The sequence below is a fragment of the Mesorhizobium sp. LSJC280B00 genome (assembly GCF_000502835.1).
In the GTDB taxonomy this organism is placed as follows: Bacteria; Pseudomonadota; Alphaproteobacteria; order Rhizobiales; family Rhizobiaceae; genus Mesorhizobium.
The window spans coordinates 1-25,428 of record NZ_AYVL01000038.1; the positions used below are offsets into that span (position 1 = coordinate 1).

The window sequence follows — 25,428 nt, forward strand, 5'->3', positions numbered from 1 at the left end:
AACGTGCTTTCGGCTCTGTCGGAGATCAACCAACGGCCGGGCTCCATCTCGTTCGCCAGGCCGAAGTGCTCCAGCTTCTTTGCCCGATCGATCAGCAGATAGCGATTGCTGGAAATGGTGTAGCTGTCGCTGGCGTTGGGACGGAGATCGACAACATCGTGCTCCTGCTGTTCGGCAATCAGCATGCGGTCGAGCCGGGTCAGCCGTTCGGCCCCGACTTCGTTGGCCAGCTTGCGGGCGACCNGTTCGGCAATCAGCATGCGGTCGAGCCGGGTCAGCCGTTCGGCCCCGACTTCGTTGGCCAGCTTGCGGGCGACTTCGACCTCGCTTTGCAGGCCGAGTTCCCGTTCGACCAGCTCGCTTGCCCGGTGACGAATGCCATGGGCGATGTAGTCGCCGGCGATGTTCAGGATCTTGCTGTCATCGGTGACGCCGCGCACCAGGATATGGGTGTGCGGATGACCGGTGTTGTGGTGGTCGACGGCGATCCAGTCGAGGCGCGTGTTGAGGTCGGTCTCCATCTGCCGCATGAGATCGCGGGTGAAGGGGCGCAGGTCTTCCATCTCCGCGGCATCCTCCGGCGCGACGATGAAGCGGAACTGATGCCGGTCGCCGCGGCCGCGCTCGACGAAGGCCTTTGCGTCGGCCTCGTCGTCGACGGCCGAGTACACCCTGCCCTTCTCGCCGTCTCTGGTGACGCCGTCGCGCTGGAGATAGCGCAGATGCGCATCGACGGCCTTGCTGGTCGACACGAACTTTTGGCCGCGCCCGGTGGTCCCCTTGCCTCGTCCTGGCAACTTGACGACGCGCGCCTTCACGACGACGCGGCGGGAGCGAAAGCGGACGCCATTGCCGTCCTGCTTCCAACCGCCACCATCCCTTGGCAACTCTGCTGCCAGCTTGCCGCCGCGGCCGCGGGCGTTGAAGCGGCCACTCCCCTTCCCGGCACCGCTGCTTGCACCGAGGCGATAGGGATTGCCGCCCTGCTTGCGGATGGCAATCTCGACCTGGCGCACAAAGGGCAGCGTGCGCGAATTGACCGGCGCGCCGCCATGCCGCGTCCGGCCGGTGCGAACCTGGAATTGGTCGCTGTCACGATTTGCCATGACGACAGCATCGGGAGTCGGATTTCGCGCTTCAAGATGGCTGGAGCGCGGCGCGTACTATGGCGCGCAAAGCCTTGCTGTGGCGTATAAACGGCGGATCGCACATCGCCCGGGCACCGCACCTTTACTTTTCAGATCAGCAGGATAGCGGACCAACCGGCACCCGCCACACCTCGCGTGGTGCCTCCCGGTGTCCGCATGTGCCGGAAAAAACAATGTGCAGACAGACACTTACGAGCAAAGCGAGGGCGAGCGCCAGCTCGCTTTATCTTGCTGTCCCCCACCACCCTCGCTGTCCCCCACCACCCTCGGTAACCGTCCGGATCCTGCACATCTTTCGGGTCGTGCAATCTCGCAACATGTGACGTTCCTTGCTATTGAGAGATTTCCGGCGGTGCCTCAACGTTCCTGGGACAAGGCCAACAACCCGTGCTGGTCGACGCATGACGCGACCTGGTATCGGGCCGTTTTGAGGCGGAGGAATATTGCCGCCGGCGCAAGCTTTCGACGAAGACTTTTGAGCTGTGAGTGCGCCATCTGGTGAGCCCGGAAGATCGGCGCAAACGTGCGGAATATCTGCGGAAATTGCGCCAGGAAAAGCCGGAAAAGCGGGGCAAGAAAGGGCCGCCGAAGCGACGCAAGAGCCCGCGCCGCTACCGCTACAGCGTGCGTACGGACACCGGTCCGATTGCCCTGCAGGCGTTCTGGGGCAAGCATGTGGAGGCGATGAACTGGAGCGGGTTGGGGCTTGCCGAATATGCCGCGGCGCTCGGACTTTCGCCCCATGCGCTGCGCAAATGGCGCCCTCGTCCCCGAGGAATTCGAGGCCGAAGTGGACTGGCGATCTCTGTTGCATCCGAGTGCGCGGGCTCAATTCAGCAGCGCTGCTAATTGCGTACGGCGCCAATGTCACTTGACACCGCGGTTGACGGGCGGTCGAACCGGCGCCGCTTCAGCGACGCACAGAAGCAGGCGATCGTGCAGGAGACGGAGAAGCCCGGCGTCAGTGTGGCGGAGGTTTGCCGCCGCCATGGGATGGCCACCAGCATGCCTTCGGCCGGCGTGTCCAGTTCGGCGTGACCGCTCGCAAGGCGCCGCAATTGGCAACGGTTGCACTCATCCATGGGACGGAAACCGAACCGCCGGTACTGACTGCCCTGCGCAATCTCGTACGACCGCCGGACGGCGTGATGACAGCCCAACTGGACGACGGGCGGCGCGTCTTTGCATCCGTCGGCACAATGCAGATGCAGTCCAGCAGCATCTCGCGGCGAGGAAGAACGCATCATGATCGTCGTTCCGACGGGGGTGAAGGTGCATCTGGCGCTCGGTCATACCGACATGCGCAAGGGGCTCGATGGGCTCGCGGCGCCGTGGTGTCAAACGAGTTGTCAGCTGCGGGGTGGCAAGCGCTTCAAAAGCAGCACGCCGTTCATCAGATATTCGTTGAGCCAGTAGGCGGCAGCCGTTCGGGCGCATGCCGGCTGCCATGTCAGCAACATCCATCCTGCCGATCGGCGCGAGGCGGTGCAGCCCACCTGAATGAGTCCCACAAGAGGTACACGCGAGGGCCAATTCATGCCGGGGCGAGACCAGGACCGCGGCACAGAGTGTCGCGACGACAATTGTTCATGGCTCAATCCTGCGACGCAGGAGCCATGATTCATGGCGCTGGCTTGCGTTGGGCTGTGCGCTTGGCGCGCGGAGAAGCGAGGGGGAAAGCCTTCCTGCTTCCCCGACGCGATCGGCAACTTGTCTGCAGCCGGACCGAACGATCGCAGCGACACTTGCCTGCTTGATATTTACACGGAATGAGGTTTGTTGGCGGAGTAACGAATTATTTGCCTGGATTGGCGAATAGACAGACCATCCGTTTTCAAAGCGCGCTTTGGACAAGAGGAAATTCGATGACCGTTTCTCCAGACCCAAGCGACCAGGCTGATCTCGTATCAATCACCGCTGACATCGTTTCCGCCTACGTTTCGAACAATCCGTTGCCGGTCGGCGAGTTGTCGAAGCTGATCGGGGATGTCTATGTCGCTTTGCAAGGGATCGGCACACCTGTGGCTCCGACCGCAGCCAAACTGGAGCCGGCGGTGTCGATCAAGAAGTCAGTGTCACCTGATTTCATCATATGCCTGGAAGACGGGAAAAAGTTCAAATCCTTGAAGCGGCATATCGGAACGCACTACAACCTGAGTCCGGACGAATACCGCCAGAAATGGAACCTGCCCTCCGACTATCCTATGGTTGCGCCGAACTACGCGGCGACTCGCTCGGCCCTGGCAAAATCAATAGGATTGGGCCGCAAGGCGGCAGCGCCAGCGACAGCTGCGGCGGAAAAACCAAAACGAGCTGCTCGCGCGCCAGCGGCGGCAGCAATTGCCACGGCAATCAAATCGCCGGTGAAGAAGGCGCGCAAAACACCCGTCAAAGCATAGCGTGCTGCACCAGATAGAGGTGCAGTGGCGAACCTGAACATGGCGAAGCCCCGCCTTGCGCGGGGCTTCGTGTTAGCTCGGATCACTCGGCGGCGCGGCGGGACCAGATGAGCGAGAACTCGCCCCCGGGGTCGGTTTCGACCAGGCTCGCATAGATCGGAGCGGGGAAGCTGGGATCGTCGAGCTTGACTGAGTGATAGTCGCGGCCCTCGCGCGAGGTCTTCTTCCATGCCGCCCCGAACTCGATGGCGCCGGCGAAGATGCGGAAGTCCGGACCTTTTTCATTGTCGCCGTCGACCGGGGTGAACGACACTGTCTTGACGTTGAGGTTGAGGGTTTTGACTGAGCCGGAGAAGCCGTTCGCGGTGCGGGAGAATGTGCCGATCGTCGCCATTGTGGTGGTCCTTCTGTTTCTCGGGCCGCGCCCATTGCGGCCTCACATGAGGGACCACTCGTCAAGCTGTGGCTCTGAGCTGCTGAGTGGTCGTTTCTGGAGGACGCTCCGCTCGGTGCGAGGCGTCCTGTCAAGGGTGCTCAATCGCATTCGGCACAAGCAGCGCGATCCCTACCGCCACATGAACCTGAGGTCTGAGCCCATTCCTGATCCGCGCGTTTGCACGTATCAACCTCACATCCGGTCGCCGCTCGAGCGGCCGCACCATAATCCCGCCTGCGGCGGCAAGGGCTCAGGAGGACGAGACCAGTCTCGATGACGGCGTTCAAAGCCATGCCGCAATGCGGTCGTCCACCTGGTTCCGGCGGGGCTGATCAGGCCCTGGCCGAACTGGAATGCGGTCAGATCGTCATGGTCTTACAAACGCTCCTTCGATCACCACGCCGGCGCGGACGTATTTCCACAAAGCCACGATCAGCTTGCGGGCCAGCGCGGTAATCATCACCTTCTTGAAGCATCCGCCATTCTGGGCAACTCGCTCGTTGAACCAGCGGCTGAGCGCCGAGGCGGGCTGGTGCCGCAACCAGAGCCACGCCATTTCCAGCAGCGTCGATCGCAAGCGTGGGTTTCCGGACTTTCCGATCCCCTGTTCCCGGTCGATCGACCCGCTTTGCCATGGCGTCGGCGCAAGGCCGGCATAGGCCGCCAGCTGCCGGCGATTGTCGAAACACCGAAACAAGCCCTCTCCCCACAGCACGGCCGCAAACTCTGGTCCGATACCGACGACTTTCGACAGCATAACCACTTCACGCGCCGATTGGCGTTCTTCGGCGAGCATGGCGTCCCGTTCCGCCTCGACTGCCTTGATCTGATCGAGCAACATTTCCATTCGGTCGACCTCACGCAGAACCTGGCGCTTCATATTTGCGGGCAGATCCCGTCCATCGCCGGTGTGAAGAGTTTCCAGCCGATCGCGACGATCACGCCGCAAAGGATCGTAGCCGGTGATGCCCTGCGAGAAGAGCAGACCCTTGATCCGGTTGCCGTGCCGGATGCGTTCTTCCATCAACACCTTGCGCTCCCGGACGATGCGGCGGCGATCCTCCTCATAAGGGCTCGGCACGCGTAGCATGGAGCAGACTCGCGGTTCGCCACGCTTGAACGCCAGCAGCGACGCCGAGTGGTTTTGAAAGCAAGGCAGCGCACAAAGAGCTGGACGAGATCTTTGTTTCGGTGGAGCTGAGCAAGAAGTCCTGGCTGGTCACCTCGATTCGCCGGGAGCTGGCGGGTTATCGCGCCATACCATCCCCGGCGCGGATATTGCCGGGCTTCTTGGCCGCCTCGCTCAGTTGAAGCAAAGGCTCGTAGCCGAACCGGCCGCGACTATCCGTTCGTCATCATTCAAGGGGCCGGCCTTGATGGCTTCTGGGTCCACCGAGTTCTGGAAGCAGAAGGCCACGACACTCATGTCGTTGACGCGGCATTTTGAACATCACTACGGTTCGGTCGCTCCTCCAAGCGCCCGCCGTGCGGGTGGCGGAGGAGTTGTATGGCCTCATGAGGGTTGAACGAATGTTTCGGGCAAGTTTGCAGCCAGCTCCGCCGACTGAACCAAGTCCGGAGATTCCATATCGACGCTTGGGTTGGACGCTCGCGCCAGCCGGAACCAACGGCGGCCACAAGCGGTTTACCAATCGAAGGGACTGCAATGGATGCAGGATAATGGAATTTTTGGATATGGAACTGGCGAGAGCCCGACAGCGGCTCAACGGAGCGCAGCTTTCCCTTAAACGTGCGAATGAAATGCTGGATGAAGACTGCGGCGTCGGCATCAATATCGCGCTGTGCAGCAGGATACGGGCTGCGCAACGGCGCGTGGTGGAGGCCAGATCGCGGTTGACGAAGATCGATCCCACCAGCGCTGACGGAGTTCGCACACGTTGAACCATCCGGGCCGTGAAAGCCTTCCGATCCGCCGCTGCCCCATGTCGTCACGGCTAGCGCCTCAGACCGCGCAGCAATATGTGAGGACCGGCCTCTCATTCGTCACGGCCCTCCGGCCAGCTCTTTGCGAGCGTAAGATCGGACAGCGGAACCAAAGGCGGATTCGCGAATTCTACCGCTAGACAATTGGATTGTCGCCCATGAGGCTCGCGACCCTCCACCTTGAAACTGCGAGATACGGCGATGTATATCGCGCCGCCAGGCTCGCGCGACTGACGCGGCAAATGATCCGGCACATCAAGCGCACTGACACCTCGGCTCAAAACGTCGAGCAAGCGCTGGCTAGGTTGGCCGAAGCAAACGCGCCCATGGATCGGCTCACGCTGCATCAGTAAGGCCGCCACGCTCATGCCCGCCCCCGCATCGGCACGATGTGCGGCGGGTTGTTTGTGTGGCGTTCCCTCCACATCCGTTTCGCGGTGCCGGGGATGGCGCTCATGATCTTGGCGATCGGGCGCTCGCTGCCCAGTCGAGTAGATCGAGCTGCGCTGGGTCATGATATCGCTTCTTCGTGACTCCGCTGGTCCTTAATCGGTTGTTCTTGCGAGACTTATGTAACATCGTGCCAGCGCCGTTCAGCGCATCGTTGCCGCCACGGCCTCGGATGATGTCGGCGACATTGAAAGAGCCGAGCCGTTGATGCAGCCCAGTTCGCTGCTACGGTCAATGATCCTGGTCGGCGGCAGACTTAAAAGTGCTGACGGGTGGCTAGAATGTATTACGTCCACGGATATGCCTACGAGAACGTCTTCCCCTTCCCGGGTGACTTTACGCGGCTTCCTCATCATCGTCCGACTCGTACTTTCGAGCTCGTGACGCTGGATCCCGGGTGCTGTCAGGCCGCATGCCGGCGATAGCAAAAGAACGCCCCCTCAATAGTGGGTCTTGCGATGTAGCGGTCTCCCACCCTCAAATTCCAAACAATTCTCTGTTGGAATACAGCGCGCTCTGAAGCCCAGGATGGCGCCGAAAGCTGTTTGCTGGGCCGTGCGCCAAATCAGCCGAATTGCTCTCTAGAAAGCCGTTCTTCTCCATACTTCTGTGCTACGCTATTTAGCACACAGGTTGGCGATCTCAATGAATTCAAGTGCTTGGCGCATAGCGCCTAGCATCGAGTTTGCGGCCTGCTGCGCTGGAGCGAGAGAACCCGACGACGAACGCGAACGCCCATCGACAGGTTTGAGAGATTTTGCTCTAGTGAGAGTATGATCCACGCCGCATAGACCGGTGTTATTTCCCCTGGCGATTCTTCCAAGAGATCGCGTCCTCAAGCCGGTCGTCACCCCAGAAAATCTCCTTGCCGACGACGAAAGTCGGCGAGCCGAAAATGCCGAGGCTCTTGGCTTGGTTCGTCGCGTCAACAAGCCCCGCCACGGCTTCTTCCGCGTCCGCGCGTGCCAGCACATCCTCCACATCGGCGCCGGCCTCCGTGATACTCTGGCTGATGTTCGGCTCATTTCCGGCAGGAAGTCCTTCTTCGATCCATCGCCTGTAGCTTGCCCGGACATAGGCGGGACACCAGCCTTCTGCTGCCCCCACGATTGCTACACGGTTCGCCCGTTCCAGCTCCGCTAGAGGGTACGGCGCCGGGAGCTTCGGCGAGAGCCCGCGCATTTGCGAGCGCCGCTCGATGTCCCTCCACATATAGGCGGCCTTTGCCGGCTTGTTCACAAAGGGGACGTTGTTCATCTCGATCATCACCACCCGCACATTGAAGGGTTTCCAGACGAAACGAACGCCAGTCTGCTTCTCGACCTGCTCGATGCGCATGACCGACAGGTATGTGTAGGTGCTGCCTATTGAGAACCAGAAGTCGATGATTGGCATTACCTAAAACTCCAGAGCATGACCCGCCTTGTCGCCAGCGAGGTGTGCTCCCAACGCGGCGATCCCGCTCCCGACATTAAGGCAGGCCTGGCTTCGTTGCCATTGTGGTTACCAATACGTCACCGGAAACCTGCGAGGCCAGGAAATTGCGAGCGTCGCGTATGTCCCGAGAGAACTCTGCATCTGCAAAGGGAACCAGGAGTTGCTCCAGCATCGAGCAGGGATAGAGCCCAGGGCTGGCCTCGTGTGCGAAACGCGCGAGATCTGTCGCGGCTCGAAGTTCCAACATTCGGGCGTCCTGCTGCCGCGCAACCTCCATTGCGGCGAGGAGGCTGGTTCCACCCGGGAGAGGTCCGGCTGTGGTTGCTTCAGTGCCACCAGGCCATCGAGCCGATGAAGTTCAGCCAGCCAGAACTGCTCGCCCGACCGGCCAACGAAGGCGAAACCTTCCCGCACCGCAGCCTCTGCTGCCACCGTATTGCCGGCCTTCAGAAGGCATTCGGCAAGCTGCGCGACGAACACTGACTCGAATAGGTGAGCGTCGCGCGTTCGATTGGAATCGAGCGCCTGACGGATCGTCGCTATGTTCTCGTCGGTTGGCTCGCGCCGGGCTCGCACACATGCATGGCATAGAACGCCGTTTCGCTTCAGGTGCTCGACCTTCCGTTCGCCGCAATAGGTGACGAGCGCAACAGCATCGCTCTCGCAAGCGTCGAGATTGCCGAACAGAAATTGTGGCCACACGATCGTGTAGAAGTTGCCTGCCGCGACGGTGTGAGCGTTGCCATGATTTAACAGCTCTGACCGCACCTGTTCACTGGATTTCGCGACGCCCTCGTACTGTCCCAGCAGAGCTAACGCCATTGTCTTCCAGTACAGGACGTTCAGGCCGGGGTCGATGCCAAACCAGGAGCTCAACACCTTCTAGCGGTCGGGGTCACGATATCTTTCAGCCGACTGCAGACTTTCCAGAGCCTCGCGAGAACGTCCGGTCAGGACCTGGGTCGTCCCGAGAAGCCGATAGGCGACCAACTTGAATGTCGGGTCGACCTGGCGGTCCGCAAACTCTACAATCTGCCGCGCTAGGGCGAACGCATCCTCCATCTTCCCCGCGAAATAGCTGCTCGCGCAAAGGCCATGCAGAACCGAGAAGCGTTGCAAGTCGGAACCGACACCTGCGTCAAGCAGTGATTTGGCACTAGTCAACGCCGCAACTGTTTCCTGGAACGGCAGCAGCGAGTTGGCGCGGGCGACCAATAGAGCCAGGTTCAAGTGGTCGACGCACCTGCTCGTCTTCGATTTGCCGGGCTGCCGTCAATCCGGCCCCGGTGTGCTGAGTGGCCTCGGCAAGAGCTGACCGCGACAGGGCCAATTCCGCAGCAGTCAGCCAATAGTGCGCCGCCGGCTCCGAGAGTCCCGCCTCAGTGTAGTGATGGGCGATCACCGCCGGCGCGGATTCGCTGCTATCAGCAAAGCGCTCGACAATTGACCGGGCGATGTCCGCATGGATGCGCTGTCTGCGGGAGCGAAGCAGCGAGTTGTGGGCTGCATCCTGCACGAGCGCGTGTTTGAAAACATAGATCGTGTCACCTATGGCGGCGCGAGAGAATACCAGCTCCGACTCGACCAGTTTGTGTAACGCCTCCTTAAGCGCGGTTCCGGTAATCGGCGAGATCGCTTCCAGCAGACGGTACGAAAATTCCCGGCCGATCGCCGCGCCAATCTGTGCGATTTCCCGGATCGACCCGAGCCTATCCAACCGCGCCATTAGGGAGTCCTGCAGCGTCGATGGAATCGCCAGTGCCGTCAACGGCGCGGCCAGCACAAAACACTGGCTTTGCTCGCGCAGTTGCCCCGATTCAAGGACCGCCTTGGTCAGCTCCTCAACGAATAAGGGAACGCCGTCAGTCTTAGAGATTATCGCGCTTTGCACTTCTGCAGGAATCTCCTTGCCGCCGGTGATGCGATCGATCATGGCTGCAGCGTGACGCCGTCCGAATCGGTTGAGCGCCAGCCCTGTCACATGGCCTTGACCGACCCAGGGATTTGTAAACTCCGGGCGAGAGGTCACTATCAACAGCGCCCGCAATCCCGGTACTCGCTCGACGATGCCGCTGAAGAAATCCAGCGAGGTGGGGTCTATCCAGTGCGCGTCCTCCAGCACGGCAAACACGGGCGCCTCTCGCGTCAGCCCGGCGAACAGCTCAATCAACGCGGCAATCGTCTGCTCCTTTGCCTCGCTCGGCACTACTCCGAGGTCCTGAAAGTGTCCCTCGGTCGAGATCGACAGAAGCGAGGCGAGATAGGATGCGACGCCCCGGCCACCGAGGCCCGAGCGGGCGATTAAAGCTTCGAGCCTTTCGATTTGCGCTGTCGGCGGCTCGCCGGACCTAAGACCCAGCGAAGATGATATCTGTCGGACGACCGGATACATCGAGACGTTGCGATGGTGCGGAGAACACTGGTAACGCACAAGGCCATAAGGTTGACCCACGATCCGTTCGCGCAGTGCCTCCAACAGGCGTGACTTGCCGATGCCTGCCTCGCCGGTCAGCAACACTACTTGGCCTTCCCCCCCGCACGCGTCGCTCCAGCGGTCGGCAAGCAACGCCACTTCCTGATCACGTCCCACCAGGGGCGCGTTCGACCGGGACGCCTCGAACCGATTGACGTTCTCCGTCTCGCGGAGGACCTCCCAGGCCGAAATCGGAGCATCAAAGCCTTTGATGACGTGGACGCCCAAGGCCTTGAGCTCGAATACCTCGCCAAGTAGTAGGCGCGTCGAAGGCGCGATGACGATGCGGCCTGCGTTGGCCAGACCCTGAAGCCGGGCCGCGAGATTCGGCGTATCGCCGACCACCGCATGCTCGCGCGATGCACCATGGCCGATCACGTCCCCCACCACCACCAGGCCAGTCGCAATTCCGACGCGCGCCTGGAGTGTGCCTGCTGCCGCCGTTTCAATCGTGGCAACCGCAGCTACGATCTCCAGAGCGGCACGCACGGAACGCTCCGCGTCGTCTTCATGGGCAAGCGGATAGCCGAAATAGGCCAACACGCCGTCACCCATGAACTTCGCAACAAAACCCCCGTACCGGGCGATGATGACGGAGCAAGCTTCTTGGTAAGCGCGCAGTACGTTGCGCATCTCCTCCGGATCCAGCCGTGTCGACATTTGCGTCGAGCCGACGAGATCGCAGAACATAACTGTAATCTGACGTCGCTCAGCTGTGTCGACATGCGGCGTCGTCGGCTCTATGGGCTCGGGTTCCAATTGCCGCGCACCAAGGCGTTCGATTGCCTTCAACAACCGCTTGCGATGCCCGAGAAGCACGCCGATCTTTTCCAGGTCGGCGTCCGTAAGGTCAGGCAGCACTTCGCTGTCTATCCCGTTCTCACTGAACGAAGCTTCATATTGAACAAGACCGAGGCTCTGCAGCCATTTCCCTAAATTCATGGACGTATCGCAGCCCGATTGGACCAATAGTCCTCAAACGGGAGCCGGATGTCTAGTGAAGAGAATTCCGGGTAGTGGGTCAGTTTGAAATCTGACGCTGCGCTTCTTGCCGGGGCGCCGTTCTTCGCTCAGCTCTGGGCATATTTGTCAGTTCTTCGGCATTTGCGGTGGCACAAGTTGAACGTATGGCGTCGTCGGTTCCTTATCAGGGCGAATGCGACTGGGGGCCGGCTTCCCGTGTTTGCCGAGCGACCTAATGTATTGATAGAGCGATTGCATATCGCTCTCGTCCATCGCTCGAAGATTGTACCAAGGCATCGGTGGAGATGTTCTAATGCGCTTCAGCATCCCTACAAATCCACGCTCGGTCATTACCGAAGCATCTATCCGAAGATTGGTCGCATAGGTCGTGCCCCANGTAGCCTTCGGTATGGCAATCGTGACACCCGCCGATGATTGATACCTGCAACCCTCGTTCGACCGATACTTCGCCTTGAGCGAAGGCTGCAATTGGCATCGTGAGACCGGCTAATAGGAAAAACCGGCTTGTGACACGCATCCTTCCCTCCCATGCGTTCCGCTAAGCAGTATGAGCCAACGTCCGAAGGCGACGGCTAGCTTGAAAGGCTCTTTTTGTAAGGGCCGCGAATAGCCGGTTTCTCGGCTTCTCTCGCTTCGATCAGCGCAACGATGTCACCAATCTCCCAAAGCTTGTCAGTGACGCCAGTGGCCATCGCAGGCGTCATGCGCAACGTGGCATGGATGCGAACAAAATTGTAGTACATGAAATGCAACGCCACCGCATTGGCGTGAGCCTCCACCTTCTTGGAAAAGCCATTGGTCAGGCGAGTGAAGCGGCGCATGTGCATCCGCATGGTCAGGTTCTGGCGTTCCGCAAATGACGTGCTGACATGCTTGATGTCAGGATTTCCTTCGATCCGTTCTTTCCGCGCGCCAGTGCATTCGGCGGGGCTATAGCGCCCCTTGGCGCTGTCAGGCGAAGTGCCATAGAGCTTGATCAGCATGGCATAGTCGATATCGCCGCCGAACGCACCTTCAACAGACTCTAGCGACTTGAACCCCCGACGTCAGCACCGAAACATTCTGCCGCATCTTACCCTGTCCGATTTGCACGTCGCTATTCGCCTTTCCCGAACGAGCCGGCCAAGCAGCTTCCGCACCACGCAACATCTCTTATCTTGGGCAACACGGTCTCTTCATTACCGGATGTGCGGGATGTGGATTTGTTGTGCCGAGTGCAATATGGCCCCGTTTACCGGGACCGAGGCTTGTCGAAACAGTCAACCGCCTGGATTTGATATCGTTGTGCTGTTTCAGTACCGACGTTCTCGAGGCCGCGTCTATGAAGAGTGACGCGCTTTCGTACCCGCCCCGCGGCCTCTCTCGTGAGGAAGCAGCGCGCTATGTCGGCGTCGGATCGACACTATTCGACGACATGGTTGCTGACGGCCGCATGCCGAGGCCCAAGCACGTCAACAGTCGCGCGATCTGGGATCGTGTGGCGCTCGATATCGCTTTCTCCGCCCTGCCAGACAAAGACAATGGTCTCCAACAACTATTGGAGCGGAGCAAACGAGAGCCGACAAGGAGATAAGCAACTACGCACATTGCGTATACGCTGCAGGCGTAGTACAGTCATCGCCTGAGCGGATGAGATGACGTGAACGACAATGAAAAGCTCGCGCGAGAAGTGAAAGCCTGGCGGGCGAAGGGAGGATTCACCGCCGAGAGTGCAGCCAAGGTCTTGGGAATACCGAAACGCACTTTTGAAGGCATAGAGCAAGGTCGGGGCTTCCCTTACCCGGTACTCCTGCGCGTTGCTATAGAAAGCAAGACCCTTTCGCTTCAGGCAATGCTGGAGGATTCCCCGCCTGTTGAGCAACGGCAGCGGAAAACTCAAAGGGAGATTTAATGGCCAGGCCATTCAAAGATATCCGCTACCCCGGCGTTTCGTCGCGCATCAAGAACGGAAAGCTCGTCTATCGCTATCGCGGCAAAGGAATGCCCGAAATTCGGCTTCCTGGCGGACCAGGCGATCCTGAGTTCGAAGCCTATGAACAGGCAACGCAAGGCCAAGGTCAAAAGGCCGTCATCATTGACTTGCCCGGTCGGGCGTTGCCAAAGACATTTGGTCATGCTGCGCGCCGACTTGAAGCGACGATGGAATGGCTGGACTTCGACGAAGCGACGCAGCAGAAGAATGCTCGGCTTATTGAGCGCTTCCTTCAGATGCAGGTCGATCCTGCCTATCCGCTGACTTGGCGCAACACGCCGGTGGAACATCTCGATGCCGACCATCTGCGTGCGATTATCGAAAGTGTCTTTGCCACCAACCGGACGGTTGCCAAGCACCTGCTGGTGGCAATCAAGAAGCTCCTGTGGGTGGCGATCGAAGTTGAGAAATGGATCAAACCGCAGGACGATCCCTCGCTGTCGATCCGCGTCCGCATTTCCAAAATCGACTGCCAATCCCGCCTGGCCGATCGCCATTCGTGAAAAGTTCGAGGCGCACCATCCAATCGGCTCAGCGCCGCGCACCTGCTATGCGCTTGGTTTCTGGCTCGGCAACCGACGCGGCGATATCGCCTCACTGGAGTGGGACGATTTGGTCTTCGAGGAGATCGAATTGTTCGATGGCTCCTTGGAAACAATCGAAGCCTTCGACTTCCGACAGCAGAAAAATCGTAACCGTCATGGCGGGCGCGAGATGTTCATCCCGGTTGTGGACAAGCTGGCGCAAGCTTTTAGTGCCACTAGATCGCTCTAAGGGTGGCACGGTATTGAAGAACGGCTATGGGCGTCCGTTCTCCGAAAAGAGCCTCACCGGCATGATGGCACATTGGAACAAGCAAGCCGGCATCCCGGAGGGCTACACCCTGCACGGGCTGCGCCGTACCTTCGGTACGTATCTCGCCGAATGCAACATCCAAGCGCGCGCTATCATGGAGGCGATGGGGCATTCTTCAATGACGGTAACAGACGAGTATGTGCGAGAGGCCAATAAGAAACGGATGGCTGTCGATATCGCCCGCGCCATTAACGAGCGGGAGGCCAAACGCGACGCCATGAAGCAACGGACACCGCTGCGCGTCATCAAATGAGCGGTTTCAAACCGACCACATGCAGGGTGGCCTATCGGCCGCCCTTTTTGTTGGGCCCATAACGGGCCCAAAACGTTTTGGGCCGAGGCCACTTTTTATAAACAAAATCAATGGTCATGGTGGGCCCGGAGGGTGTTCAGAAAGCGATAAAAATCAATTTCTTAGAGATCAGTGGGACTTCAGAGTATTCAAATCTTTTCCAATGTTTTTCGATGTTGTTGTCCCACTCAGAAGTGCCTCAGTCCACCAAGCCGACGCACTGAACGCCTCACTCGGAAGGGAGGTTTGCGCAAGGCGAAAGGAAGATCGCGTCGGTGTGCAGCCTTCCTGAGGAAGGTCGCGGTAGCGCCAACTGCTGACGCTCAGCGCGAAGACATCAATGTCCTGTTATGGGGCCGTTAGAGGACCGGCCGCTTCTCGCGCCAAGAAGCGATAGCAGACATGCAACTAGGTGGTACAAAATCTCTAGCGTGACCCTTTAGAGACATTTGCGTGCGGCATTTGCGTCTCGAAAGCGGATCTTTAGTGCTACCAGCACCAACGACCGTCTGCGGTCGTTCAGAACACGGGTTACCGTCTCTAAACCGTATATTGGACCGGGCAGCCGCCGGAAATTGATCGAATCGAGGTGATCGCATGTGTACGCATCCGGTGAAGACCGCAGACGTGCGCATCCGGCAGCCAGGAGAACCTGAGCACCGGAGTGCTGGGGTCAAGCTTTCTTTGGGGAGACGCGATGATATTCTTCGAGGAGGAGTTTGACCTCCTCGATGCCTTCATCGGTGAAGGCCAAGATCCCGTCGTCATCGTTGGCGCCGTAGACCCAGATGACGCCGTCCTCGGGCTCGAGACCGAGGGTCAGGTCCTGGATGAGCGCTTCGCTGACGCCGAGGTCCCTGGCGACACGATCGACGGTGTAGACGTGATGCACCTTATTGCGCTGCATGATCAGGCCGCCGCTGGTTGGGTCCGCAATTTTGCGGATCTCCAATTCCACGGCAGCAAATCATCGATCCGATGGGCCGGATAGGCGGGCAGTCGGGCGAGGACGTCGGCGAGCCAGGCCTGCGGGTCGACATCGTTCATCTTGGCGCTGACGATCAGGCTGTAGAGAACGGCCGCGCGCTGTCCGCCGCGATCGGAACCGCAGAAGAGCCAGGACTTTCTGCCGAGAGCGATGCCGCGCAGGGCTCGCTCGGCTGCATTGTTGGATAGGCAGATCCGCCCATCGTCGAGGAACCGGGTGAAGNGGTCTTCGCGATGCCGCGCAGGGCTCGCTCGGCTGCATTGTTGGATAGGCAGATCCGCCCATCGTCGAGGAACCGGGTGAAGGATGACCAGCGGCGCAGCATGTAGTTGAAGGCCTTGGTCAGGTCGTGCCCGCGCGAGAGCTTGTCGCGCGTCTTGATCATCCAGCGCTCGAGCTCGGTGACCAGCGGCGCGCTCCGCTCCTGGCGCACGGCGTGGCGTTGGGCCGGCGACAGGCCGTTGATCGCGCGCTCGATATCGAACAGGGCATCGATGCGCTTCACGGCTTCGACCGCCAGCGGATAGACCAGGTTGGGCTTCTCGCCGTGCGCCTTCTTGCGCGCCGCCGCTTCGACATCGGCCAGCTCAAACACTTTGCGCCGGCTGTGGGCCCAGCAGCTGGCCTCCAGAACAGGCGCCGGCTGACGACCCGTCGCATAGAGATCGCCATAACCACCAAAGGCATCGGCCTGCAGAATGCCGCTCCAGCCGGCGAGATGCGTCGCGGGATGTTCGCCTCGGCGATCGCGGGAATAGTAGAACACTGCCGCCGGCGGATCGGCGCCGCCGAACGGTCGGTCATCGCGCACATAGGTCCATAATCGGCCGGTATCGGTCTTGCCCTTGGCCAGGACCGGCACCGTCGTGTCGTCGCCNATCGCGCACATAGGTCCATAATCGGCCGGTATCGGTCTTGCCCTTGGCCAGGACCGGCACCGTCGTGTCGTCGCCGTGCAGACGCGAAGCGGCCAGCACATGGGCTTCGAGCTGCTTGAACAGCGGCATCAGCGCCGCGGCGCCGGCGCCGACCTGGTCGGCGAGCGTCGACAGGCTGAGCGGCACGCCTTCGCGGGCATAGCGTTCGGCCTGGCGGTTAAGCGGCTGATGCTGGCCGAACTTCTCGAACAGGATCATCGCCAGCAGGCCGGGACCGGCCCAGCCGCGCGGGGTGGCGTGGAAGGGCGCCGGAGCCTGGCTGATCGTCTCGCAGTCGCGGCAGGTGAACTTCTCCCGCACGTGCTGGATCACCTTCCATTGCCGCGGCACCACCTCCAGCGTCTCGGTGATATCCTCACCCAGCTTGCGCAGCCGATGACCGCCGCAGCAATGGCAAGCGGCCGGCGCCGGCTCGACCACGCGTTCGCGCGGCAGATGCTCGGGAAATGGCTGGCGCGCCGGTCGCTTGCGCATGTAAGGCGCCACCTCGGTGGTCCGGGCCGCGGCCTGTTCGGCGGCGATCTCGTCTTCCGTCGCGGTGCTCTCGAGTTCCTCGAAGGTGAGTTCCATCTGGTCGTGCAGGCGGGCTGAGCGTTCAGAACTCTGACCATGCAGCGCCCGCTGCAGCTTCCGGATCGTCAGATGCTGATGCGCGATCAGCGCCGCATCATCCGATGCCTTGGCCCTGGCGACCGCCAGTTCGGCCTCGACCAGCGCAGCGCGGGCGGCCTCGTCTTCGGCTCTGGCCAGCGCCGCGGTCAGCGCTGCTCTCAGCGCGCCAATATCGTCCGGAACANTCATCCTGGGCGGTGGCAACCATGCCCTGGAGTGAATCATAAAACGCGTCCGCTGACTCGCGGAAAATGGCGCAAACTCAAAGAAAAACTCAGCCCGCGCGCTGCGGGCGGAACGTGTGAAGCGGGTTGCGCCAATCGATCCCGTCGAGCATGTAGGCGAGCTGCGCCGGGGATATGGAAACCGTGCCGTCCGCCGGCGACGGCCATAGAAACCGGCCCTTCTCGAGCCGTTTTGCATACAGCGACATGCCGAGCCCATCATGCCAGATAATCTTGATCAGATTGCCGCTGCGGCCGCGGAAGACATAAATATCGCCGGCATGCGGGTCCCGGCCCAGCGTCTCCTGAACCTGCAGAGCGAGGCCTTGCATCCCGCGACGCATATCGGTCCGGCCGACCGCCAACCAGATCCGCACCTGGCTCGGAACCGGGATCATGAAACGCCCAGCGCCTTCACCATCGCTGCCGCCAGTGTTGGCGGCGTGGTCAGCGGAATCCGCAGCCGCACCTTGCCGGCGACCTCCAGCTCGATCACCGCTGGGGATGCCGCCGGCCGCGAAACGGCGACAGGCTCATCGGGAGCCACGACAACTTCGGCAAAGCCCGTCTCGCGGGCTCTCACCGTGCGGCGCCACTTATAGATCAGGCTGGTCGCGACATCGTACTGACGCGCTACCGCCGCCACTGTGGCCCCGGGCGCGAATGCCGCGGCCAATATCCGGCACTGATCCGCTTCACGCCAACGACGACGACGCTCAGGCCCGGTCAATAACGTCACATGGCTCATGCTGTGCTGCTAACTTCGCTCGTAAGGGCGACCTTAAGAGCGCAGCCTCGCTACCGTGCCGTCCTCTCGCAAGGCGGCCTTCGCCGGAGGGTATCNCGTAAGGGCGACCTTAAGAGCGCAGCCTCGCTACCGTGCCGTCCTCTCGCAAGGCGGCCTTCGCCGGAGGGTATCTCGCATGTCAGGAGGCGTTCAAAAACGACCTACGACCGCGATCTTCATCGCGGCCGTTTTCATGGTGTCATTCCCGGCTATGCTGACAAGTTCTTTATGATCGGCAGCTTGCGGATCGTCTTGCCCGTCGCCGCCCGTAGCGCGTTGGCGACGGCCGGGCCGATCGGCGGCACACCCGGCTCGCCAACGCCCGTGGGCGGCTCGTCGGACGGCACAATGTGCACCTCGACGCGCGGCATCTGCTCGATCCTGAGCGGCATATAGGTGTCGTAGTTCTCTTGGTCTACGACACCGCCCGTCAGGGTCAGCTCCTCCTGGAGGATCGCGCCTAGCCCGAAGCCGATACCGCCCTCCATCTGAGCGCGAATCTGGTCAGGATTTATCGCGGTGCCGCAATCTACCGCGCAGACGACGCGGTCGACTTTGAAATCATTTCCATCGTTGAAGGTGATCTCCACCACCTCGGCGACATAAGTCGAGAGGCTTTCATGCAGGGCCACGCCGCGGAAACGGCCTTCCGGCAGAGGCTTGTCCCAGCCTGCCTTCTCAGCAGCCAATTTCAGCACGCCGGCATGCCGTGGATGGTGACCGAGCATCGACAAGCGGAAGTCGACCGGATCACGGTTCGCAGCGGCGGCGAGCTCATCGATCAGGGTTTCCATTGCGTAAGCGGTGTGGGTGGAGCCTACCGAACGCCACCACAGCACTGGGATGTTCACGTCCGTGGTGGTCAGCTCGACCTTCAGGTTCGGGATCGCATAGGGCAGGTTGGTGGCGCCCTCTACGGAGGTCGGATCGATGCCGTTCTCGATCATCGCCGCAAAGGGCGAACCGCCCGCGATCGATTGGCCCACGATGTGGTCATGGAGAGCGACGACATTGCCTTCCTTGTCGAGCCCCGCCTCGACTGCGTGCACATAGGCCGGCCGGTACCGCCCACCCCGCATGTCGTTCTCGCGGGTCCACTGCACCTTCACTGGCTTGCCGGGTCCCAGTGCACGCGCTGTGGAAACAGCTTCGATAATGAGATCTGCGTCCGAGACCGCTCGGCGGCCGAAGCTGCCGCCGGTCTTCATCACGTGCAGCCTCACCTTGTCTGGCGTGGTGCCGCCTACTTGAGCGGCAGCCGCCTGATAAAGGTCGGGCATCTGGTGTCCGCCCCAGACGTCGATGGTGCCGTCTTCGTTGATTCTGGCGGCCGCGTTGAGTGGCTCGATCGAAGCATGGACAAGATAGGGGAATTCGTAGTGCCCTTGGATGACTTTCTCAGCACTGGCCAACGCTGCGGGAGTGTTACCGTCGTCGCGCGCGGTGGCCGCGCCCGGATCGTCTGCTGCCTTAGTGTATTCGGCCATGATCTCGGCCGTGCCGCGCCTTTCGGCCTTCTCTTCGTTCCAGGTCACCTCCACGAGATCGCGGCCCTTGAGCGCCGTCCACATGTCCCTGCCGACCACGGCAATGCCGCGCGGCGTCTGGACGACATCGACAATGCCGTCGAGTGCCTTGGCCTTGGAGGCGTCGAAGCTCTCGATCTCAGCGCCGAACTTCGGCGGATGGATCATAACGGCCGTATTGAGTCCATCTATCTTGAGGTCGATCGTGTAGGTCTGCGCGCCATTGGTCTTGCCGGCGGAATCGTAGCGCTTGAGGCTGTCCGATCCGATCTGGGCCCACTTGTCGCGCGGCTTTAGCGGCACGTCGTCGGGAACCGGCATTCCCGCTGCGGCTTTAGCCAGGTCACCGAAGCGCGCCTGCATCCCTGAGGCGTGCGACACGACCCCGGAAGCGACTGTGATCTCGCCGGCTGGCACGTCCCACCGCTGCGCCGCGGCCGCCACCAGCATGGCCCGTGCGGCAGCACCCGCCTTGCGGTAGCGCTCCCACGACGAGCTCATCGACGTGGAGCCACCGGTTCCCTGCGCGGCCCCGCCCCAGGCGAGATTGCCGTAGAGCGCGGTATTGCCATATCCGCCGACCACGTGGACCTGCGCCCAGGCGCCGTCGAGCTCTTCCATAACCAGGGTGGCGATGCCGAAATAGGAGCCTTGTCCCATCTCGAACTGCGACGAGTGGATGACGATTCGGTTCTCCGGTGTGATCTCGACATAGGTCTGGAAGGGGTTCGCCTGGACCGCTGCAGGCGTCGTTTGTGCGTTGGCGGGCGCGGCCATCATTAGCCGGTAGCCCACGGCGAAGCCCGCGGTGGTGACGGCCGTGCCGAGGAGGAACTGGCGCCGCGTGGGCCCCACGGCATTATGCTTCGGGAGAAACTGCAACATGCCTCAAGTCTCCAGCCGGTTGGCGGTCTCGTGGATGGCCGCGCGGATGCGATGATAGGTGGCGCAGCGGCAGAGATTGCCGCTCATCGCCGAATCAATATCATCGTCCGTCGGCTTCGGCGTCTCTGTCAGGAGGGCCACGGCCGACATGATCTGGCCAGACTGGCAATAGCCGCATTGAGGTACGTCGAACTCGGCCCACACGGCCTGGATCGTTTCGCCGATCTTGCCCGACACGCCCTCAATGGTGGTGATCGAGGCTCCTTCGATGTCGCCGACTGCGGTCTGGCACGAGCGCGTCGGCATGCCGTTAACGTGAACCGTGCAAGCGCCGCACTGGGCAAGGCCGCAACCGAATTTCGTTCCTGTGAGTCCGATGCCGTCACGGATCGCCCAGAGCAGCGGCATCTCTGGATCGACGTCGAGTGTTCGCGCTTCGCCATTGAGGGTAAAAGCGACCATGGCTTGCTCTCCTTGTCCTGAGCTGGCTATCTCGTTGCGCCTCCGCCCGGCTAGGAACCGGACTCTTCTTGCTGAGGCATAGCGACCACAGACTAGGATCGCGCAGCTCGAGCAACAAGCCGCTAGCTGGCAATCGCGAGATCGTGAAGTGGCTCGTGTCGAAAGGCTGGAGGCAACTGAATGTCATTTTTGGGCCCACCGGCCGGTCAGTTTCCGGCTCGATTTGACGGATCTTCGCCTTCTTCTGGGCGCTGGTGGGCTGATGAAGGGCGGCTTAGGGTCATGATTCCCGCTGCAATGACCGATGAATCACAGACGCTGCATTTCGCGCTAGACCGCAACTGCGGTATTCTCGATCATACGCTCAGCCATCCTATTCGCACCTCGTTGCCGCCGTTCGCCGCACCTATCGATCGGAGGCCTTCCAGCCTCGCGATAGCCGCGCTATGTGTGCACACAACCTGACGACGAACAGGAGCAAGATTGGACATAGAAGCCAGCACAAGATCGCCCTCCCCCTGTCCTTGCTCGTTTTCATGCGAAAACAATCGAACTGAGTGCTGCGGGGATAGCGAGGTCGATTTGGCCCACTTCAGAGCGAAGTCGGCCATAAGCCATTGATATAATTTTGGTGGGCCCTGAGGGTGCTTGGAAAGTCAGAAATATCAAAGGCTATTCGACAGTGGGACTGTGTTGCGTTACTATGCTCTCCGGTCTTTTCCGGTTGATTTGTCCCACCCCTGATGCCGATTGCGGTCATTCGCCGCTGCCTTGGTCAATTCCCGATTCCACAAGCATCCGGTCCTGAGTGGGCAGACGGGCTTCCTAGTGGTAATTAGTCAGCGACACGTTGACCGTTCTCGTCACGCGGGTGAAATCTACGTTCGACCATATACGTCGTCGAAGCGAACGATATCATCCTCGCCGAGATAATCGCCGCTCTGCACTTCAATGATCACCAGGTCAATTCTGCCTGGGTTCTCCAGCCGATGCTTATGGCCGCAGGGGATGTAGGCTGATTCGTTTGTCGCCAGGAACAACTCCTGCTCGCCATTGACGATTTTCGCGGAGCCGCTGACCACGACCCAGTGCTCCGAACGATGATAGTGCATCTGCAGGCTCAGCCGCCGACCGGGCTTCACCTCGATGCGTTTGATCTTGAAGCGCTCGCCTTCCTCAAGAACCGTGTAGGTACCCCACGGCCGGTGTACCGTGCTATGGACCAGGTGAGCTTCATGTCCTGAAGCCTTGAGGCCCTCGAACAGCTTCTTGACGTCCTGAACGCGGTCGCGGGATGCGACAAGCAAAGCGTCCGGGGAATCGACGATCACCAGATCGCTGACGCCGACCGTGCCGATGACGCGCTTGTCGGAGCTCACATAGCTGCCGGTCGTGTCGACCATATGCACATCGCCGCGTATCCTGTTCCCGCTTTCGTCGGGGGCGATCAAATCGGCCATTGCGTTCCAGGATCCGATGTCGTTCCAATCCATGTCGCAGGCAACCACGGCAAGTTTGTTCGTCTTCTCCATGACAGCGTAGTCGAGCGAGATTCGCGGGGCGGAGCCGAAATGCTCAGGCGCGAGTTCGATCTTGGCAAAGCCTTCGCCTTGACTGAAGCGGCCGTTCTCGTAGCTGTCGGAGACGGCCTGGATCACCGCGGGGCAATGCGATGCCATCTCGTCGAGCATGGTTTGTGCGCTAAAGCAGAAAATGCCGGCGTTCCAAAAGAAGCGCTTGGACGCGACATAGGCTTTGGCTGTGTCCAGATCCGGTTTTTCAACGAAACGGACGACTTTCTCACCATCCGCTTCGATATAGCCGAATGCCGTGTCCGGTCTGGTTGGGGTGATGCCCAATGTGGCGATCCGCCCGAGCTTCGCATGTTCGATGGCCCGGCACATGACGTCTAAAAATGCAGGCAGGTTGCCAACCATGTGATCGGCTGGGAAGACGCATAGAATCGCGTCAGGGCCTTGCGTTGCCTTGGCATGGATGGCGGCTGCCGCAACGGCTGCGGCCGTATCCCGGCCTTCAGGCTCGAGCAGAAAGGTGCGTGGCAGGACCACGGACTCTAGTTCGTCGAAGTCGTCCTTGGTAAGGAAGAGGTGTTCCCCAGATGTCACGGCGACGAGTTCCACTACGCCCTTTATCGAACCGGCGCGCAACACAGTGTGCTGCATCAGTGAATGCCCGTCTGCCACTTTGAGGAAAGGTTTAGGGTGCGATTGCCTTGAGGCGGGCCATAGCCGCGATCCGGCTCCGCCGCTGATGATGACGGGAACCACTTTCATATAACAACCTCGATTTCGTCTCTGGAGTGATTGCCCGCGCCCTTTCGAGCGTTAGCGTCACGATCGCCGTCGCTCTGGCTTGGTCTGCGGCCTCCGAGTAACAGCGAAGTTCTGGCGCGTTGCCGAACGGCGTCAGATGACGACGCTATCGGTATCGTACGACGCTTCCATGGCCTCGATGAGAAATGGACATTCAACTATGTCTGTTGGTTGCATCCGCCGAATTGTGCAGGTGACGGGTCTTAACTGAGACCAGAGATTCTTTGGCTGTCTTCTATCAAAATCAAACGACTTGGCTCCTTCAGATCGAACTCAATTACGCGTGGTACGAAAAGGCGTGCATATCGTGTAAAGGCGCTCGTCGGAGGAAACCGAATTACAGTATCGCAGCGCCCGAGAAGATACATCTCAACGAGGGCGGAAATTGCGCCGTCCATCCCAAGTGCTGCAGTGTGTAAGGGGCCGTCTTGATCGGATCGGAAATGCTTGGGGACGGTGAGAAGATCGGGAAACCTGGCCGACAGGTGATCCAGGATTTGCGCGCTGTCCGTGCACAAGAACAGCCGCACAGGCTTGGGGTGCGGTAACGCTTTAGCCTTATCAACCGCAGTGCACACTTGTCGAACGGCGAACTCCGGATCGGCCCAGTAGGGCGCATGGTCCATGATGTCTTCACCGTTACCATGTCGAACATGAACCCCGATGATGCTGTGCCCCTCAAAACATTCTTGGTAAATGGCATTTATGCGTGTTTGAATTTCAGACCGAGGCTTGACACTCTGGAAGACCTGCCGCTCGGCATCCTCATCGCAGCGCCACATCAAGCAAGCGTCACACACTACTGTGTTCGCTTCGACATCGTGTTCGGCCTGAAAGAGCTCGCCCAACTCGTCGCGCTCTTGGAAAATCTGCTCATCTGGGCGGTAAAGGCAGTCGATCGCTGGCCTATTCCACCACTCCGGGAAGAATGGACCCGGGAAGGAAAAGTCGTTGATCCGGTCGTCGCAAATAGCCGGTACGCCAGCGATGTCATTGATCGGTTCGAAGAACACCGGAAAGGCATTTGTGAAGGGTTGGTCGAGATAGCAGGACCCGCGCCAGTCGACGGCTAGCGTTCGTCCCGACCGCTGAGCGTAGCGCCAAGCGGCCGCCAGCGACCATAGACAATCACCGAACCCCGTACGCCTCTGAGAGACGACGAACCTGCGTTTTACCAATCCACTGACCTGCATTTTCGGAAATTTCGTTTCAGAGACGAGGTTGCATCTGGCTTGGGATCTCTTAATCGATACTAGTCGACCGTTACGCCGGGCGATTTGGTAGAGGCTGCGCGTGGGGCAGAAGAGCTCCCTCTGCACTGCCTATCCTTATCTCTGTGACGCTCGCAAATCTTGACGCCGGGTACTCCCGCTTCCGGTTAAATTCAGCGTTCTCTAATGCGCCGGGCGACATCTGTAAAATTGATTGCGTGGATGTGGCCCATCCATGTGTTGGATACGAAGGCATTCCTTGACGATGGGCCTCTGCTGACGCGAGGCCGCGCTTTGCTAAGCGAAACAGCCGTTCGAGGCAGTCCACAAAGTCCCTTTTTCAAGTCCAATTCTTAACTGCCTCAACGTAACATGTCATTTGCGGGCGTTTCCTGAAGGACGGATGTGCAGGACCCGCCAGCCGTCGAATGTCAGGCGCAGGCCATCCACGTCATTTATGGCCATCATGGCGTCCGGTCCCATCGAAAGATGCGACACGGCGCCCTCTGACGCTTTCAAGTGCGCCAACATGGCGCAACTCGTGTCGACCGGATAGCTTTCGATCCGGCCGGACTGAGCGACTGGCACGCGATGCTGTGCGACGACGGCCGAGAGAGGAATTTTGGCGTCTGCAGCCATGTGGAGGATCGTTCCGACGGTTCTGCGGGTTCTCGGTGTCGGAGCCGACACCTGTGCGAACCCGCTCTCGTCCGTTTTCGACAGGCCCTTGAGGTTCATGACCCTGTTGTTCGCCGAGATCACCCGCCAGTTCAGCGATCCAGGTGAAGATCGGCACGCCTGTCGATGCGGCGATCATCGCCTCGGCCAGCGAAGATGATGAAGAGGACCATTGGGTCAAGTACAAGCGCCGACCAGCGTTTCATTGCTTCAAAGCCCATTTCGGTGCCTACGCCGATACGGCCCTTGTCGAGGAGATCGCCGTCACGGCGCCCACACCGAGGACGGCAACGCCGTTCCTGATGCTCTGCCCGACAATCCCGGCGAAGTGTTTGCCGACAGCGCCTACCGAGGCAATCATCTCGGCGACGCGGTGCGCGCCAAGGGTGGAAGG

At 60.4% G+C, this 25,428-nt stretch carries 23 protein-coding genes and 4 pseudogenes; 9 read left to right on the top strand and 18 right to left on the bottom strand.

The genetic code is table 11. The features are described 5' to 3' along the window. A pseudogene (locus X773_RS78535) lies at positions 1-1,106 on the bottom strand (relaxase/mobilization nuclease domain-containing protein); the annotation flags it as partial. Between the two features lie 528 nt (positions 1,107-1,634). Here X773_RS78535 and X773_RS76850 point away from each other — a divergent pair. Next, the gene (locus tag X773_RS76850; RefSeq protein ID WP_156937461.1) at positions 1,635-1,997 is read left to right on the top strand and encodes a hypothetical protein; all 363 of its coding nucleotides are present in this window, start codon (positions 1,635-1,637) and stop codon (positions 1,995-1,997) included. Here the strand turns inward: X773_RS76850 and X773_RS78540 are convergent. Next, positions 1,994-2,395, bottom strand: coding sequence for a hypothetical protein (locus X773_RS78540; protein ID WP_245274834.1), 402 nt, complete (start codon positions 2,393-2,395; stop codon positions 1,994-1,996). The two genes, X773_RS76850 and X773_RS78540, sit on opposite strands and share 4 nt — an antisense overlap. On the opposite strand from X773_RS78540, the gene X773_RS78545 reads away from it, so the two are divergent. Both X773_RS78545 and X773_RS69755 read left to right on the top strand, forming a co-directional pair. After that, positions 2,394-2,564 (top strand): hypothetical protein, encoded by a 171-nt coding sequence (locus tag X773_RS78545; RefSeq protein ID WP_245274835.1) that lies wholly within the window; start codon positions 2,394-2,396, stop codon positions 2,562-2,564. The genes X773_RS78540 and X773_RS78545 overlap by 2 nt on opposite strands. A 449-nt stretch (positions 2,565-3,013) precedes the next feature. After that, complete coding sequence (locus X773_RS69755; RefSeq protein ID WP_023680033.1) at positions 3,014-3,547, top strand: MucR family transcriptional regulator; 534 nt, start codon at positions 3,014-3,016, stop codon at positions 3,545-3,547. 82 nt (positions 3,548-3,629) lie between these two features. On the opposite strand, the gene X773_RS69760 is transcribed toward X773_RS69755, so the two are convergent. Continuing rightward, the gene (locus X773_RS69760; RefSeq protein ID WP_023680034.1) at positions 3,630-3,941 is read right to left on the bottom strand and encodes a DUF736 domain-containing protein; all 312 of its coding nucleotides are present in this window, start codon (positions 3,939-3,941) and stop codon (positions 3,630-3,632) included. Between the two features lie 409 nt (positions 3,942-4,350). Next, positions 4,351-5,115 (bottom strand): annotated as a pseudogene (locus X773_RS69765) (IS110 family transposase); the annotation flags it as partial. A gap of 548 nt (positions 5,116-5,663) precedes the next feature. Between X773_RS69765 and X773_RS69770 the strand changes: the two are divergent. Further along, complete coding sequence (locus X773_RS69770; protein WP_023680037.1) at positions 5,664-5,885, top strand: hypothetical protein; 222 nt, start codon at positions 5,664-5,666, stop codon at positions 5,883-5,885. Between the two features lie 95 nt (positions 5,886-5,980). On the opposite strand, the gene X773_RS76855 is transcribed toward X773_RS69770, so the two are convergent. From X773_RS76855 to X773_RS69790, 5 genes and pseudogenes are all read right to left on the bottom strand, one after another. Continuing rightward, positions 5,981-6,442: a hypothetical protein gene (locus X773_RS76855; protein WP_156937462.1), complete on the bottom strand. Its 462-nt coding sequence runs from the start codon at positions 6,440-6,442 to the stop codon at positions 5,981-5,983. Between the two features lie 733 nt (positions 6,443-7,175). Beyond that, positions 7,176-7,772 carry a 2-hydroxychromene-2-carboxylate isomerase gene (locus tag X773_RS69780; protein WP_023680039.1) on the bottom strand — a complete coding sequence of 199 codons (597 nt, stop codon included), beginning with the start codon at positions 7,770-7,772 and terminating at the stop codon, positions 7,176-7,178. Positions 7,773-7,880: 108 nt separating this feature from the next. Further along, on the bottom strand, positions 7,881-8,690 hold the full coding sequence (locus X773_RS73935; RefSeq protein WP_156937463.1) for a hypothetical protein: 810 nt from the start codon (positions 8,688-8,690) through the stop codon (positions 7,881-7,883). 280 nt (positions 8,691-8,970) lie between these two features. Then, the gene (locus X773_RS69785; RefSeq protein WP_023680042.1) at positions 8,971-11,229 is read right to left on the bottom strand and encodes an adenylate/guanylate cyclase domain-containing protein; all 2,259 of its coding nucleotides are present in this window, start codon (positions 11,227-11,229) and stop codon (positions 8,971-8,973) included. A 614-nt stretch (positions 11,230-11,843) separates the two neighbouring features. Beyond that, positions 11,844-12,299, bottom strand: a pseudogene (locus tag X773_RS69790) (IS1 family transposase); the annotation flags it as partial. Positions 12,300-12,592: 293 nt separating this feature from the next. Here X773_RS69790 and X773_RS78550 point away from each other — a divergent pair. The 5 genes from X773_RS78550 (at position 12,593) to X773_RS78565 (ending at position 14,351) form a co-directional block, all read left to right on the top strand. After that, complete coding sequence (locus X773_RS78550; protein WP_031212899.1) at positions 12,593-12,844, top strand: hypothetical protein; 252 nt, start codon at positions 12,593-12,595, stop codon at positions 12,842-12,844. A 66-nt stretch (positions 12,845-12,910) separates the two neighbouring features. Then, positions 12,911-13,162 carry a helix-turn-helix domain-containing protein gene (locus X773_RS69800; RefSeq protein ID WP_023680045.1) on the top strand — a complete coding sequence of 84 codons (252 nt, stop codon included), beginning with the start codon at positions 12,911-12,913 and terminating at the stop codon, positions 13,160-13,162. Then, entirely contained in the window at positions 13,162-13,746 is a 585-nt protein-coding gene (locus tag X773_RS78555; protein ID WP_023680046.1) for a hypothetical protein, read from the top strand. Before X773_RS69800 ends, X773_RS78555 begins: the two co-directional genes overlap by 1 nt. A gap of 130 nt (positions 13,747-13,876) precedes the next feature. Continuing rightward, entirely contained in the window at positions 13,877-14,017 is a 141-nt protein-coding gene (locus X773_RS78560; protein WP_245274836.1) for a hypothetical protein, read from the top strand. A gap of 13 nt (positions 14,018-14,030) precedes the next feature. Continuing rightward, the gene (locus X773_RS78565; protein ID WP_023680048.1) at positions 14,031-14,351 is read left to right on the top strand and encodes a site-specific integrase; all 321 of its coding nucleotides are present in this window, start codon (positions 14,031-14,033) and stop codon (positions 14,349-14,351) included. Between the two features lie 712 nt (positions 14,352-15,063). Here the strand turns inward: X773_RS78565 and X773_RS69810 are convergent. The 9 genes and pseudogenes from X773_RS69810 to X773_RS76865 all read right to left on the bottom strand — a co-directional run bounded on the left by X773_RS69810 (position 15,064) and on the right by X773_RS76865 (position 25,094). Further along, positions 15,064-15,348 (bottom strand): hypothetical protein, encoded by a 285-nt coding sequence (locus X773_RS69810; protein WP_023680049.1) that lies wholly within the window; start codon positions 15,346-15,348, stop codon positions 15,064-15,066. Then, positions 15,300-17,136, bottom strand: a pseudogene (locus X773_RS69815) (IS66 family transposase). Before X773_RS69815 ends, X773_RS69810 begins: the two are co-directional and overlap by 49 nt. Positions 17,137-17,202: 66 nt before the next feature. Next, the gene (gene tnpB / locus X773_RS69820; protein ID WP_023680052.1) at positions 17,203-17,550 is read right to left on the bottom strand and encodes an IS66 family insertion sequence element accessory protein TnpB; all 348 of its coding nucleotides are present in this window, start codon (positions 17,548-17,550) and stop codon (positions 17,203-17,205) included. Then, positions 17,547-17,900, bottom strand: a complete 354-nt coding sequence (locus X773_RS0139590; protein ID WP_031212900.1) for a transposase — start codon at positions 17,898-17,900, stop codon at positions 17,547-17,549. Before X773_RS0139590 ends, tnpB begins: the two co-directional genes overlap by 4 nt. Positions 17,901-18,148: 248 nt before the next feature. Then, entirely contained in the window at positions 18,149-20,350 is a 2,202-nt protein-coding gene (locus tag X773_RS69825; protein WP_023680054.1) for a xanthine dehydrogenase family protein molybdopterin-binding subunit, read from the bottom strand. A gap of 3 nt (positions 20,351-20,353) precedes the next feature. Further along, on the bottom strand, positions 20,354-20,812 hold the full coding sequence (locus X773_RS69830) for a (2Fe-2S)-binding protein (RefSeq protein ID WP_023680055.1): 459 nt from the start codon (positions 20,810-20,812) through the stop codon (positions 20,354-20,356). A gap of 878 nt (positions 20,813-21,690) precedes the next feature. Further along, on the bottom strand, positions 21,691-23,106 hold the full coding sequence (locus tag X773_RS69835; protein WP_031212902.1) for a mannose-1-phosphate guanylyltransferase/mannose-6-phosphate isomerase: 1,416 nt from the start codon (positions 23,104-23,106) through the stop codon (positions 21,691-21,693). A gap of 242 nt (positions 23,107-23,348) precedes the next feature. Continuing rightward, complete coding sequence (locus X773_RS69840) at positions 23,349-24,338, bottom strand: nodulation protein NodZ (RefSeq protein WP_023680057.1); 990 nt, start codon at positions 24,336-24,338, stop codon at positions 23,349-23,351. Between the two features lie 393 nt (positions 24,339-24,731). Next, positions 24,732-25,094: a hypothetical protein gene (locus X773_RS76865; protein WP_156937465.1), complete on the bottom strand. Its 363-nt coding sequence runs from the start codon at positions 25,092-25,094 to the stop codon at positions 24,732-24,734. Positions 25,095-25,428 lie beyond the last annotated feature (334 nt).

What these genes read in the sequence shown, in the direction of transcription:
- X773_RS69780 (WP_023680039.1), bottom strand. Translation starts at nt 7,772, where the DNA reads ATGCCAATCATCGACTTCTGGTTCTCAATAGGCAGCACCTACACATAC.
- tnpB (WP_023680052.1), bottom strand. Translation starts at nt 17,550, where the DNA reads ATGATCCCGGTTCCGAGCCAGGTGCGGATCTGGTTGGCGGTCGGCCGG.
- X773_RS0139590 (WP_031212900.1), bottom strand. Translation starts at nt 17,900, where the DNA reads ATGAGCCATGTGACGTTATTGACCGGGCCTGAGCGTCGTCGTCGTTGG.
- X773_RS69760 (WP_023680034.1), bottom strand. Translation starts at nt 3,941, where the DNA reads ATGGCGACGATCGGCACATTCTCCCGCACCGCGAACGGCTTCTCCGGC.
- X773_RS69785 (WP_023680042.1), bottom strand. Translation starts at nt 11,229, where the DNA reads ATGAATTTAGGGAAATGGCTGCAGAGCCTCGGTCTTGTTCAATATGAA.
- X773_RS69840 (WP_023680057.1), bottom strand. Translation starts at nt 24,338, where the DNA reads ATGCAGGTCAGTGGATTGGTAAAACGCAGGTTCGTCGTCTCTCAGAGG.
- X773_RS69770 (WP_023680037.1), top strand. Translation starts at nt 5,664, where the DNA reads ATGGAATTTTTGGATATGGAACTGGCGAGAGCCCGACAGCGGCTCAAC.
- X773_RS69755 (WP_023680033.1), top strand. Translation starts at nt 3,014, where the DNA reads ATGACCGTTTCTCCAGACCCAAGCGACCAGGCTGATCTCGTATCAATC.
- X773_RS78545 (WP_245274835.1), top strand. Translation starts at nt 2,394, where the DNA reads ATGATCGTCGTTCCGACGGGGGTGAAGGTGCATCTGGCGCTCGGTCAT.
- X773_RS69830 (WP_023680055.1), bottom strand. Translation starts at nt 20,812, where the DNA reads ATGGTCGCTTTTACCCTCAATGGCGAAGCGCGAACACTCGACGTCGAT.
- X773_RS69835 (WP_031212902.1), bottom strand. Translation starts at nt 23,106, where the DNA reads ATGAAAGTGGTTCCCGTCATCATCAGCGGCGGAGCCGGATCGCGGCTA.
- X773_RS78550 (WP_031212899.1), top strand. Translation starts at nt 12,593, where the DNA reads ATGAAGAGTGACGCGCTTTCGTACCCGCCCCGCGGCCTCTCTCGTGAG.
- X773_RS76855 (WP_156937462.1), bottom strand. Translation starts at nt 6,442, where the DNA reads ATGACCCAGCGCAGCTCGATCTACTCGACTGGGCAGCGAGCGCCCGAT.
- X773_RS69825 (WP_023680054.1), bottom strand. Translation starts at nt 20,350, where the DNA reads ATGTTGCAGTTTCTCCCGAAGCATAATGCCGTGGGGCCCACGCGGCGC.
- X773_RS78555 (WP_023680046.1), top strand. Translation starts at nt 13,162, where the DNA reads ATGGCCAGGCCATTCAAAGATATCCGCTACCCCGGCGTTTCGTCGCGC.
- X773_RS78540 (WP_245274834.1), bottom strand. Translation starts at nt 2,395, where the DNA reads ATGATGCGTTCTTCCTCGCCGCGAGATGCTGCTGGACTGCATCTGCAT.
- X773_RS76865 (WP_156937465.1), bottom strand. Translation starts at nt 25,094, where the DNA reads ATGAACCTCAAGGGCCTGTCGAAAACGGACGAGAGCGGGTTCGCACAG.